At 33.1% G+C, this 13,702-nt stretch carries 11 protein-coding genes; 8 read left to right on the top strand and 3 right to left on the bottom strand.

Annotated features, from left to right (window positions below):
* Nucleotides 1-76 precede the first annotated feature (76 nt).
* The 8 genes from DUZ96_RS05975 (at nt 77) to DUZ96_RS05940 (ending at nt 10,247) form a co-directional block, all read left to right on the top strand.
* Nucleotides 77-3,784, top strand: a complete 3,708-nt coding sequence (locus DUZ96_RS05975) for an efflux RND transporter permease subunit (RefSeq protein ID WP_109352962.1) — start codon at nt 77-79, stop codon at nt 3,782-3,784.
* Nucleotides 3,781-5,016, top strand: coding sequence for a TolC family protein (locus DUZ96_RS05970; RefSeq protein WP_114301045.1), 1,236 nt, complete (start codon nt 3,781-3,783; stop codon nt 5,014-5,016). Before DUZ96_RS05975 ends, DUZ96_RS05970 begins: the two co-directional genes overlap by 4 nt.
* 3 nt (nt 5,017-5,019) lie before the next feature.
* A complete protein-coding gene (locus tag DUZ96_RS05965) occupies nt 5,020-5,745 on the top strand; it encodes an acetolactate decarboxylase (protein ID WP_069674104.1) in 726 nt (241 codons plus the stop codon).
* A complete protein-coding gene (locus DUZ96_RS05960) occupies nt 5,742-6,473 on the top strand; it encodes a heavy-metal-associated domain-containing protein (RefSeq protein ID WP_069674105.1) in 732 nt (243 codons plus the stop codon). Before DUZ96_RS05965 ends, DUZ96_RS05960 begins: the two co-directional genes overlap by 4 nt.
* 6 nt (nt 6,474-6,479) lie before the next feature.
* On the top strand, nt 6,480-7,190 hold the full coding sequence (locus tag DUZ96_RS05955; RefSeq protein ID WP_114301044.1) for a PepSY domain-containing protein: 711 nt from the start codon (nt 6,480-6,482) through the stop codon (nt 7,188-7,190).
* A gap of 2 nt (nt 7,191-7,192) precedes the next feature.
* Complete coding sequence (locus DUZ96_RS05950) at nt 7,193-8,965, top strand: efflux RND transporter periplasmic adaptor subunit (RefSeq protein WP_114301043.1); 1,773 nt, start codon at nt 7,193-7,195, stop codon at nt 8,963-8,965.
* A 21-nt stretch (nt 8,966-8,986) separates the two neighbouring features.
* Nucleotides 8,987-9,427 carry a heavy-metal-associated domain-containing protein gene (locus DUZ96_RS05945; RefSeq protein WP_114301042.1) on the top strand — a complete coding sequence of 147 codons (441 nt, stop codon included), beginning with the start codon at nt 8,987-8,989 and terminating at the stop codon, nt 9,425-9,427.
* A gap of 457 nt (nt 9,428-9,884) precedes the next feature.
* On the top strand, nt 9,885-10,247 hold the full coding sequence (locus DUZ96_RS05940) for a DUF4870 domain-containing protein (protein WP_114301337.1): 363 nt from the start codon (nt 9,885-9,887) through the stop codon (nt 10,245-10,247).
* A gap of 111 nt (nt 10,248-10,358) precedes the next feature.
* Here DUZ96_RS05940 and dnaN read toward each other — a convergent pair whose 3' ends face one another.
* The 3 genes from dnaN to DUZ96_RS05925 form a co-directional block, all read right to left on the bottom strand.
* Nucleotides 10,359-11,477, bottom strand: coding sequence for a DNA polymerase III subunit beta (dnaN, locus tag DUZ96_RS05935; protein WP_114301041.1), 1,119 nt, complete (start codon nt 11,475-11,477; stop codon nt 10,359-10,361).
* A gap of 89 nt (nt 11,478-11,566) precedes the next feature.
* Entirely contained in the window at nt 11,567-13,228 is a 1,662-nt protein-coding gene (gldG, locus tag DUZ96_RS05930) for a gliding motility-associated ABC transporter substrate-binding protein GldG (protein WP_114301040.1), read from the bottom strand.
* Nucleotides 13,221-13,688 carry a hypothetical protein gene (locus DUZ96_RS05925; RefSeq protein ID WP_258774330.1) on the bottom strand — a complete coding sequence of 156 codons (468 nt, stop codon included), beginning with the start codon at nt 13,686-13,688 and terminating at the stop codon, nt 13,221-13,223. The genes gldG and DUZ96_RS05925 overlap by 8 nt, the downstream gene beginning before the upstream one ends.
* Nucleotides 13,689-13,702: the final 14 nt, after the last annotated feature.

Here is a 13,702-nt window from a genome sequence, read left to right as displayed (position 1 = left end):
GCAATGTCGTAAGGATAATTTGCTGTATTCGGTGTTTTTCAAACACCAATGTCTAATTGTTTAATTATCAAAGCCAATGCTAAATAAAAGCATCAAATTTTTAATAGAAAATAAACTCGTAGCAGTTTTATTATTAGTTCTCTTTATAGGTTGGGGAACAGTCAACGCACCTTTCAATTGGGATACAGGATTCTTACCAAGCAATCCTGTTGCTGTAGATGCCATACCAGATATAGGTGAAAATCAACAAATCGTTTTTACCAAATGGGATGGTCGCTCACCACAAGATATAGAAGACCAAATAACGTATCCATTAACCACATCCTTGTTAGGGATTCCTGGAGTAAAAACCATTCGTAGTTCCTCTATGTTCGGCTTTTCAAGTATCTATATCATTTTTGAAGAAGACATAGAATTTTACTGGAGTAGAAGTCGTATTCTCGAAAAACTTAATTCCTTACCAAGTGGTTTATTACCCGAAGGTGTTAATCCTGCTTTGGGTCCCGATGCCACAGGATTAGGACAAATATTTTGGTACACGCTTGAAGGTCGTGATGAAAACGGTAATGTAACTGGTGGTTGGGATTTACAGGAATTACGAAGTATTCAGGATTACTATGTAAAGTATGCGTTGTCCTCTGCAAGTGGTGTTTCAGAGGTTGCTTCTATTGGTGGCTATGTTCAAGAATATCAAGTGGATGTAAATCCAGAACTAATGCGTCAGTATAATATTGGATTGCATCACGTTGTAAAAGCGGTTAAGGAAAGCAATAAAGATATTGGTGCACAAACTTTGGAAATTAACCAAGCCGAATATTTAGTGCGTGGTTTGGGTTATGTGAAATCCATTTCAGACATCGAAAATGCAGTAGTCACTTCAGAAGACTATACAGCGATTAAAATTAAGGATATTGGAAAAGTCTCTTTAGGTCCTGCAACACGTAGAGGGCTTTTAGATAAGGAAGGTGCAGAAGTTGTTGGTGCTGTTGTGGTTGCTCGTTATGGTGCAAATCCAATGGAAGTCATCAATAACGTAAAAGAAAAAATTAATGAATTAAGTGCAGGATTACCTTCAAAGGTATTGGCGGATGGTAGAACTTCCCAAGTAACCATAGTACCCTTTTATGACAGAACAGAATTGATACAAGAAACTTTAGGTACACTCAATGAGGCATTGACTTTAGAAATACTTATAACCATTCTGGTCATAATCATTATGGTGTTTAATCTTCGAGCGTCCGTATTAATTTCTGGACTACTGCCAGTAGCAGTTTTAATGGTATTTATAGCGATGAAACTCTTTGGTGTCGATGCTAATATTGTCGCATTATCTGGTATTGCTATTGCTATTGGTACAATGGTCGATGTTGGTGTTATACTATCAGAAAATATAATTCGACATTTAGATGAAGATGATGGCACACAATCCATTAACACGGTAGTTTACAACGCAACAGCCGAAGTATCTGGTGCAATCGTAACCGCAGTAATGACCACCATTATTAGTTTCATTCCTGTATTTACGATGATTGGTGCAGAAGGAAAACTATTCAGACCATTGGCTTTCACAAAAACCTTTGCATTAACAGCTTCTATAATTGTAGCGCTATTTTTAATTCCGCCTTTCGCTGCATTTTTATTTCGAAAGAAAAGCATTAATAACACTTTTAAATATGTTTTAAATGGCGTTTTAATAGCATTGGGAATTGTAGCAATAGTCTATGGATATTGGTTAGGATTGATTTTGATAGCGTTTGGAATTACAGCACTTCTCAATCTTCAAAGTAAGATAACAGACAAGCAAGCTAATCTTATCAATATCATTATTTCGGTATCAGCTATTGTATTCTTGTTAGCAGAATACTGGAGACCATTAGGCATTGATAAAAGCATTTTTTGGAATCTCATTTTTGTGAGTGTTATTTGCTTTGGTTTATTAGGTGTTTTCTCATTATTTATAAAATACTACACACGTATTTTAAAGTGGTGTTTAGATAATAAGTTGCTCTTTTTGTCTGTCCCAACAGCTATTGTCATTGCAGGATTTTTCATTATGAAAAATACAGGCAAAGAGTTTATGCCCTCATTAAATGAAGGCTCATTTCTACTAATGCCAACCTCGATGCCTCATTCTGGTGTAGAAGAAAACAAACGTGTTTTACAGCAATTAGATATGGCAGTAGCCAGTATTCCAGAGATTGAAACCGTAGTTGGTAAGGCAGGAAGAACAGAATCAGCTTTAGACCCAGCGCCATTATCAATGTATGAAAATATCATTCAGTACAAACCAGAATATATGCTTAATGAAAACGAAGAACGTCAACGCTATAAAATAAATGAAGATGGTTTGTTTGAATTGAAAGATGGACGATTCATCGCAAATCCAAATAATACTAAAGATGTTACTTTGAGCGTAATTAAAAACTCTCAATTAATAGAAGATAATGATGGTGAGTTTTATAGAAATTGGCGACCAGAAATACAATCACCAGACGATATTTGGAATGAAATTGTAAGAGTCACCAAATTGCCTGGTGTTACCTCTGCACCAAAGCTACAACCTATTGAAACCAGATTGGTAATGCTTCAAACAGGAATGAGAGCGCCAATGGGTATCAAGGTAAAAGGTCAAGATTTAAAACAAATTGAAGCGTTTGGTGTGCAGTTAGAGGATATTTTGAAACAAGCTGAAGGTGTAAAAGATGAAGCTGTTTTTGCAGACCGTATCGTAGGGAAACCCTATTTGTTAATTGATATTGATAGAGAAAAAATTGCACGTTATGGTATTTCAATACAAGATGTACAAGATGTACTTAAAGTTGCAGTTGGCGGAATGGTATTAACCCAAACCGTTGAAGGTAGAGAGCGTTATGGTGTACGTGTTCGATACCCAAGAGAGTTAAGAGCTAATCCAACCGACTTAAAACAGATTTATGTACCAGTAGAAAAAGGCAGTCCAGTTCCTTTAAGCGAATTGGCAACAATAAAATATGAACAAGGTCCACAAGTAATTAAAAGTGAAGACACCTTTTTAGTAGGCTATGTATTATTTGATAAAATGGATGGTTTCGCAGAAGTAAGTGTTGTAGAAAATGCACAAGCCTTAATTCAAGAAAAAATAGATAATGGCGAATTAGTAGTACCAAAAGGTATTAATTATCAATTCACAGGAACATACGAAAATCAGTTGCGAGCCGAAAAAACCTTGTCGGTTGTTGTGCCTTTAGCATTAGCAATTATTTTCTTAATTCTGTATTTCCAATTCCGTTCTGTAGGTACATCATTAATGGTATTTACAGGTATTGCAGTAGCATTTGCAGGCGGATTTCTAATGATATGGCTCTATGGTCAAGATTGGTTTTTAAACTTCAATTTCTTTGGCGAAAATCTACGTGATTTATTTCAGATGCATCCTATTAATTTAAGTGTTGCAGTTTGGGTGGGCTTTATTGCTCTTTTCGGAATTGCAACGGATGATGGTGTAGTTATGGCAACGTATTTAACGCAAACTTTCAATAGAAACACACCAGATAATAAAAAGGAAGTAAGAACATCTGTTGTAGAAGCAGGAGAAAAACGTATCAGACCTTGCTTAATGACAACAGCTACAACCATATTAGCATTATTACCAGTATTAACATCAACAGGACGTGGTAGCGATATTATGATTCCTATGGCAATACCAAGTTTTGGTGGAATGCTTATAGCCTTAATAACCTTATTTGTAGTACCAGTATTATATAGCTGGAAAGCCGAAGTTCAACTTAAAAGAACTGTAAAATGAAACACATAAAATCACACATAAAAACAGTCTTTTTTCTTTGTTCGTTATTCTTTGTTCTCAAAGGAAATGCACAACAATTAGAAGTACTCATAGATGAAGCCTTAACAAACAATCCAGAAATTCAAAAGTTTGAGTTACAATACAAAAGAGCTTCTGAAAAAGTGAATGAAGTCAATACCATTCCGAACACCGAATTTGGAGTTGGTTACTTTGTAAGTGAACCGGAAACCAGAACAGGTGCACAACGCTTTAAAGTATCTGCTAAACAAATGTTACCGTGGTTCGGAACCATTACATCGAGAGAAAATTATGTGAGTTCATTGGCAGATGCTAAATACGAGGACATTGTTATCGCAAAGCGAAAACTAATGGCTTCGGTATCACAATCCTATTATAATCTATACGCGAACAAAGCAAAGCAAGAGGTCTTAACTGAAAACATTAAACTATTAGAAACTTATGAGACGTTGGCATTAACTTCTGTTGAGGTTGGTAAAGCATCCGCAGTAGATGTGTTGCGATTGCAAATGCGTCAAAACGAAATGCAACAATTAAAAGATGTATTGCAACAACAATTTTTAGCAGAACAAACCAAATTCAATAATCTATTGAATAGAGATAATGATGTTACCGTGAATGTGGTAGATAGTGTAATGATACCTTCTGAAGACTTTGATATTACTTCTGAAAATTTAGCATTACATCCTGAATTACTAAAATATGATAAGCTCTATCAATCCATAGAGCAATCAGAATTATTAAATCAAAAAGAAAGCAGTCCAATGATTGGTTTTGGATTAGATTATATCAATGTTTCAGAAAGGCCAAATATGGATTTCAGCGATAACGGAAAGGATATTGTAATGCCAATGGTTTCGGTTTCTATCCCAATTTTCAATAAGAAATACAAATCCCAAACCAAACAAAATGAGTTGCAACAGCAGGAAATTACAGCTCAAAAACAGGAACGATTAAACACTTTGGAAACACTTTTAAGCAAGGCGATTAATGAGCGTATTTCTGCAAGAATAAGTTATACTACTCAAACTAAAAACCTAAAACAAGCAAAAGATGCAGAAGATATTTTAATCAAAAGCTATGAAACAGGAACGATTGATTTTAATGATGTTTTAGACATTCAAGAGTTACAGCTAAAGTTTCAAATGAACCAAATAGAATCTGTGAAGACCTACTTTGTACAAACTACTATAATTAATTATTTAACTAATTAAACTATGAATAAATCAACATATATAATCGTATTGGTAATAATGGTAATTGCTTTTACCTCTTGCCAAAACACACACAAAAAAGAAGTCTCAATATTAGTAAAACATTCGGGAGCTTTAAGAACAATAATGTCTGGTAACATTCAACCCGTAATTAGTTTAGATACACTTTCAAAAAAGAAACATCTATATGCTCTTGGTGCTGTAGATAATCTCAAAGGTGAAATACAAATATTTGATAGTAAACCGAGCAACAGCTTTGTGATTGATAGTAGCTTGCAAATTAAAGATTCTTATAGTCTAAAAGCGTCTTTATTAGTATATGCTGAAGTGGAAGAATGGGATACTTTTCAAATCGAGAATAGTAAGACAAAAAGTGATTTAGAAGAACAAATTTTTGAACTCGCCACAAATAGTGGAATCAATACTGAAGAACCATTTCCTTTCTTATTAGAAGGTATAATCGCCTCTGTGGATTGGCACGTCATAAATTGGAAAGATGGTGATACTATCCACAACCATAAAAAGCATAAGGAATCTGGTTTAAATGGAACTTTAGCAAATAGAAGAGTTCAAATTATAGGCTTCTATTCCACAAAGCATAAAGCAGTTTTCACTCATCATACTACCAATATGCATATGCATTTTAAAACTGATGATAATGCTATTGCTGGTCATATTGATGATTTATCATTTAATCAAACAGTAACATTAAAGCTACCAAAAAAATGAAACATATATATAAAATAAAAGGAATGACCTGTGGCAGTTGTAAAGCATCTGTAGAAAACAGTTTAAGAGATATAGATGATGTTTCCGATGTCGAAGTTAATCTTGAAAATCAAGAAGCAACAATAACTATGGATAAACATATTGATATTGTAGAACTTCAAAAGTCTTTAGCATCGAAATATACCATAACTCAAAAAGAAATAAAGAATGTTTTTACGTCTACGCAATCTTCAAGTTTTGAGATTGAAGAAGAAAAAAGCAAATTACAACAACTTAAACCACTATTACTCATCATCTTCTATATAGCGTCAGCAAGCGTATTGTTAAATTATAAAAATTGGAGTTGGAGCGAGTTTATGCTGGACTTTATGGGCTTATTCTACATCGTTTTTAGTTTTTTCAAGATGTTAGATTTAAAAGGTTTTCCAGAATCCTTTCGTATGTACGACCCTTTAGCTAAACGTGTTCCTTTTTATGGGAAAGTTTATCCATTTATTGAAACAGCTTTAGGACTGATGTTTTTAATGCGGTTTGAAATTAATATAGCTTTAATAATTACACTAATAGTATTAGGGATAACAACAATTGGAGTAACAAAAACATTATTGGACAAAAAATCAATACGATGTGCGTGTTTAGGTACTGCTTTAAAATTACCTATGACAGAAGCCACTTTTATTGAAAATGCTATTATGATTGTAATGGCGACATTAATGCTTATAAATTAAATTGTTATGGTAAATAGACATACGGCGTTAAAAATTAGAAAAACCCACAGGTATTTGGGTCTCTTTTTAGGGATTCAATTCCTGTTTTGGACTATTAGTGGTTTATACTTTAGTTGGACGAACATCGATGAAATACACGGAGACCAATTTAAAAACTTGGAGTATCAACCCAAAGCATTTAATAGTTTAATAAGTCCTTCAGAAATGGATGTTTCAAATGGAATAAAGACTATTGAATTAAGAGATATTGATAATGCACCGTACTATTGGATAAATAAAGAGCAATTGTATAATGCTTTAGATGGAATGCCAAAAAATAGTATTACGCAGGATGAGGCACTCTATATTGCCAAAAACCATATGAAAAGTGGTTTAGAGGTAGAATCTGTTGAGCAAATTACTGAAACTGGAAAACACCACGAGTATCGAGAAAAACTACTACCTGCTTATGTTATCTCATATAAAACAGATGAAGCACTAAAAGCATACGTTTCTGTAAGCGACGGAAAATTTCAAACCGTAAGACATCGTTCTTGGCGTTGGTTTGATTTTCTTTGGATGACACATACTATGGACTATGAAGGCAGAGACAACTTTAATACAATAGTATTAAGAGCATTTTCACTTTTAGGATTGATAACCGTTTTAAGTGGATTTTTACTATGGTACACGTCTTCACCTTCGATTAGGAAGTTAATTAAAAGAAAAAATAAATAGGAATGAAAAAGTATATAATTTATATCGGAATATTAGTAGTTGGTTTACTATTAGGTTGGTTGATTTTTGGTAATTCGTCAAATGAAAATACAAAACAAAATCAATCTGAATCAGTAAAAACCAATCAAATGTGGACGTGCTCTATGCATCCGCAGATTATGAAACCAGAACCAGGCGATTGTCCTATTTGTGGTATGGATTTAATTCCTGCTGAAAATAGTGCAGATGGCCTGTTAGCAGACCAATTCAAGCTCACAGAAAACGCAATGGCTTTAGCCAATATCCAAACAACCGTCGTGGGTAAAGGCAATGCAGAAGGCAATACCATAAAACTATCTGGTAAAATTGCTGAAAACGAAGAAGCCAATGCAGTACAAGTAAGTTATTTCGCTGGAAGAATTGAGCGTTTGAATGTGAGTTTTACAGGCGAAGAAGTTCGTAAAGGTCAATTATTGGCAACCATTTATTCGCCAGAACTCTATGCAGCACAACAAGAATTAATTACAGCAGCATCTTTAAAAGAATCACAACCTGCTTTATACAAAGCAGTCCGTAATAAACTGAAATTATGGAAGCTCTCTGAAAATCAAATCAATCAGATTGAAGAAACTGGAAAAGTGAAAGAAAACTTTCCTGTTTATGCAACCTTTTCGGGTACTGTTACAGAAAAATTGGTAGAGCAAGGCGATTACATTAAACAAGGTCAACCCTTATTAAAAATTGCCAATCTAAACACAGTTTGGGGAAATTTTGATGTGTATGAAAATCAGATTGACCGCTTTAAAAAAGGACAGGAAGTGATGATAACAACCAATGCTTATCCTAATAAAGAGTTTAAAGGTAAAGTAGATTTCATTGACCCAGTTTTAAACACGAAAACAAGAACAGTAACCTTGCGTGTGGTTCTAAACAACAAGGATGATGTATTTAAACCAGGAATGTTTGTAACCGCAAATATTGAAGGCAGTACAGCTAAAAATGACGAAGTATTAACAATTCCTACATCTTCTGTGTTATGGACAGGTGAACGTTCTGTGGTGTACCTTAAAACAAATCCAGACCAACCTATTTTTGAAATGCGTGAAATTAAATTAGGCAATCAAATTGGAAATGAATATGAAGTTGTAGAAGGATTATTTGTTGGAAATGAAATAGTGACTAACGGTACATTTACGGTTGATGCAGCAGCACAATTACAAGGGAAAAAGTCTATGATGAATAAAGATGGTGGTAAAGTAATGACTGGACACGAAGGTCATTTAGGTATGGATAACAATGCATCTAACAAAGAAAGTGACCACACTAATATGAATGAGCGTTTGGAAGTATCAGCGAAATTTCAAGAGCAGTTAAAAGCTGTTTTCAATGCGTATATCAATTTAAAAGATGCTTTAGTAAAAGAAGATTCAAAAAGTACTTCAACAAGCACAAAAACTTTATTAAATGAATTGAACAAAGTAGATATGAAATTGTTGTCAGATAATAAGGCGCATAACCATTGGATGTCATTAGAAGGCGAAATAAAATCTTCTGCAACTTCAATTTCTGAAACGTCCGATATAGAATCACAAAGAGACCATTTTAAACATTTATCATCACATCTAATCAATGCTGTACAACTATTTGGTGTAAATGAAAAGGTTTATGTGGAATTTTGTCCAATGGCAGATAACAATAATGGTGCATATTGGTTGAGCAAAGAAGAAAAAGTAATCAACCCATATTTTGGTGAAGCAATGCTAACCTGTGGAGAAGTAAAACAAGTAATAGAATAATAACAATTAAATTTTTAAACAATGAAAAAAGTAATTTTAAGTGTAGCTGTAATAGCAGCATTAGGTTTAACAAGTTGTAAAAACGAAACCAAAAAAGAAACAGAAACCACAACTACTGAAATGTCAAAAGATATGGCAATGACAGACCTGTCTTTTGGCGTAAGAGGTAATTGCGGAATGTGTAAAAGTACCATCGAAAAAGCAGCTAACGGTGTTGAAGGTGTAGCAAGTGCTAATTGGGATGTCGATAAAAAGAAGATTGACGTGTCTTTTGATGATACAAAAACCGATGCAATGGCAATCCATAAAGCAATCGCAGCTTCAGGATATGATACCGAAAAAGTAGCAGGTGATGAAGAAGCATATGATGGTTTACCAGGTTGTTGTAAATACGACCACGAAATGATGATGAATCAATCTGGTGAAGAAAAAAGTGATGACCATTCAAATCACGACCATTAAGCCAATAATTAAAGAGTCTTTTTAGGAAGGCTCTTTTTTATTTTATGTAATGAAATAAGAATCGCTAATCATTTCATGAAAAGTGTGGTAGATTCATGTAAGGCTTGAAATATATTAGAAAGAAATTTTTATAAATATGTTGATATTCAATGTGCCAATTTTGTACCGCTAATCTTATAAACGATATTATAGTTATGTTTTTACTTTCTGTATCGGAAAGTAACTGCCTTAAGCAGCTTCAAACTACATAAATGTGCGGTAAAGTCATAGTCCTAAATGTATTTTTATTTCTGTGTAACATTCGTTACTAATTACCATAATTTGTAATTTAATGCAGTCTTCCATAACTAAATGGTGTTTAATGGATACCATATTAGAAAAATTGGGAGTTAAAATTAATATTTATAGTGTAACATATTTAGATTATTTGCGTCATATCTATGTAAACAATCAAGAAATGGAATCAAATTACCACACACTTAAACGTACAGACAATCAGATGTTAATGATTACGCATTTAGCACAATTATTGACTTACATCACTGGATTTGGAGGTTTAATAGTACCTCTAATACTTTGGGCTACACAAAAGGATAATGTAGAAGGTATGGATGCTCATGGAAAAGCTATTTTAAATTTCCAATTAAGTATCATCGTATATTGCATCTTGAGTATACCTTTAATTTTGATATTTGGTTTAGGAATATTATTATTAATATTAATAGGAATTTTAGCATTTGTGATGCCTATTGTAAATGCTATCAAAGCTAGTAATGGAGAATTACCTAGCTATCCATTATCTCTTAATTTTGTTAGTTAGTTATTAAAGAAATGGAAAATAAAAAGCTCACTTTTCAGTGAGCTTTTTTTATATGACTAGTCAAGTCAAGTTTAATTAACACATATAATCAAACCAATTAAAACTAATTGGTTAATTGTTGAGCATCACAGGCATAACAAGCATTGTTAAATGCTCTCCCTCATCTAAACCATCAATTGGTGTTAGAATACCTGCTCTGTTTGGTAAACTCATTTCTAACTGCACGTTATCAGAGTTTAAGTTATTTATCATTTCTGTTAAGAAACGAGAGTTAAAGCCTATTTGCATATCATCGCCTTGATAATCACAACTTAAGCGTTCTTCAGCTTTATTGCTATAATCAATATCTTCAGCGGAAATGTTTAATTCGGCACCTGCTATTTTTAATCTAATTTGGTGCGTAGTTTTATTAGAGAATATACTAACTCGTCTTACTGAGTTTAAAAATCGAGTACGATCAATGACTAATTTATTAGGATTCTCCTTAGGGATTACAGCTTCGTAATTAGGATATTTGCCATCTATTAAACGACAGATTAACACAGAATTTTCAAAAGTAAACCTTGCATTAGAATCGTTGTATTCAACTAACACATCATCATCACTACCGGCCAAAATACCTTTTAAAAGATTTAATGGTTTTTTTGGCATGATAAACTCTGCAGATTCAGTTGCACTAACATCAGCTCTTGTATATTTAACTAGTTTGTGAGCATCAGTAGCTACAAACGTTAAATTATCCTGAGAGAATTGAAAGAAAACACCACTCATGACAGGTCTAAGGTCATCATTACCTGCAGCAAAAATAGTTTTGCTAATTGCTGTAGCAAGAATGTCACCCATTATTGTAGTTTTACTTGCATCTTCAACAGTAACTGCATTTGGAAATTCAGCACCATCAGCATAAGCCAATGCATATTTACCATGGTTTGAGCTAATTTCTACCGTGCTGTTATCTTCAACAACAAACGTTAGAGGTTGCTCTGGAAATGTCTTAAGCGTGTCTAATAATAATCTTGCTGGTAAAGCGATACTTCCTTCTGAATCACTTTCTACATCTATTGTAGAAGACATGGTTGTCTCTAAATCACTTGCAGAAATCGTCAATTTCGACTGACTTAATTCGAACAAAAAGTTATCTAGGATAGGTAAAGTATTACTATTGTTTATCACACCTCCTAAAACCTGAAGTTGCTTTAATAAATATGTACTTGAAACTATAAATTTCATGAATGTAAAAATGATTTATATCTAGAATAAAATGTCTTACAAATATATCTTAATAGATGGGTTTTATAAAACAAACTTATTAACAAATTCTAGCTGTATTTTTTCCTTCTGTAGTAGTTATAGGCAAATCCGAAGACACAAAGTAAAACTAGTGGTAATACGATATTTATAAGTTGCCATTTTACTTTATTTTCTTTAATATTTTCAGAATCTAAAAACGAAACACTTATTTCTTTAGCTCTTATGTTTATAAGTCCTTTATCATCTAAAAGAAAATTGACGACATTTAATAAGAATTCCTTGTTGCCAAAAGATTTTCCTGTTACTTCATCAAAACCTAATTCTTGAGGTCTATTACGAATAACTTTATTTTTAATAATATCTCCATCTGATACCACTACCATTTTAGATGGTCTTCCAGTGCTTTTAAAATCTCTTACATTAAAAGGCAAGATACGCTTATCGTAGACAGAATGAAACTCACCTTCTAGCAGTACGCCCAAGTTTTGACTTCCATCGTTATATGTACTTCCGTCTGGTGTTTTAGTAACCTCTGCTAAAGATATTTCAGTTGGAACACCTTCAATTTTAGAATTGGGCGAACTTCTTAGTAAAATGGTTTTTTCAATACCATTTTTTAAAGTATCGATGGGACTTGAAAAATCAAATTTAACAAGGTTAAGATTTTTTGTAATTGGATGGTTGGCATTAGATGCAGCTAAAGGCGAATACTGCCACTGTATAGGTTGGAGTTGTGCTTGACTACCTTCACCAATTGCCAGCATAATAGGTGCCGAAAATAAATCTTTAACAAGACTAGGATTAACACGCAATCCATAATTGAAGAAGAAATCATTTAAATTTAAATCTCTTAATATCGATACGCTCGTATTTGTTTCGTTATACAAACTATCTTTGTCCATAACCACTGATTCGGTAAGCCATAGACTTTTCCCTCCATTCATTGTGTATTGATCCAATACTAACTTCTCGTTTTCACTAAAAGCCTGCGTAGGTTTTGCAACTATAATCAAGTCGTAAAACCTTAACTTATCTAAAGTACCTTGTGGATTGCTGGATACACTATCTAAAGTAAATTGTGCTAAATTGTAATAAGGCTTAACAGTTTGAAGGAAATCCGCTATATACAAATCATCTAGCTCACCATTTCCTTTTAAAACTGCTATGTTTTTACTTTTAGGCTTAATTAATTTATTAAAACCATCTGCAAAAGCATATTCTAATGATTGAATAGAGTTCGTAATTTGTTCTGCTAAACCTTTTGTTATACTACGTTTAAGTAAGGGGATTTTAACAGTTTGGTCCTTATAGCTTGCAAATGCCCATGGAAAAATAATCTCTTGAGTAACTTTGCCAGTACTATTGTCAGTATTTATAAAGGGTTCCAGGCCAGATTTTGTTAATTCATCAATATTGAGTTGGCGCGTTGCTTCATCTTCAATAGGATTGATGTAATTAATTAATATCTGATTAGATTCTAGACTGAATTCTTCTAAAATTTGTTTGGTTTCTGAACGGAGTAACCTAAATTCTGACGGAAAATCACCTTCCAAGAACATATCTATAATTAGAGGAGCGTCAATATCCTTAATTAGGTCCTTTGAGGTATCGGATAAAGTATAACGTTTATCCTTAGTAAGATCAAAGCGATGATAAACCTTACTAGCCAAAAAATTAATTATGATTAATCCTAATAAAACACCAACTACATTACGGATATTTTTATTCATCTTCTTTGTTAAACGTTATTTCTTCTTGATAATTTAATATCTTAATGAGTGTGTCATTTTTAAATTGTAACTCCGCACATTCTTTTTGATTATTGAATGCTCCAGGTTCAATTCCTAGACCGTAATTCCATTTATTTTCATCAAGGTCCTTTTTAGCATCATCCCAAGAAAGCCATTCATGTTTACCGAGTATTTCTTCTATTTTGCTTTTTGAAAGCCCAATCAAAGTATCAGATTCAATAGTTTGGTCAATCATTTCATAACGTAGAGCTGGCGTATCTATCCAAGCTTCACTATTAAAATATTTTTGATGATGATAACTACTTATAATATTTATAAATGGGTAAAACACATAGTAATATGCAAACGGAGTCAGTATTAAACTTATTAATATGGTCAGCCACTTACGTCTGTCTACTGTATTTAAAAATAAAAACAATAGTAAAAAAACTACAAACATAAAGATGATTAAAA

It is taken from the genome of Winogradskyella sp. KYW1333, from assembly GCF_003335675.1.
In the GTDB taxonomy this organism is placed as follows: Bacteria; Bacteroidota; Bacteroidia; order Flavobacteriales; family Flavobacteriaceae; genus Winogradskyella.
The sequence above is the reverse complement of the archived record's forward strand: the minus strand, read 5'-3'. Positions and strand labels throughout refer to the sequence as shown.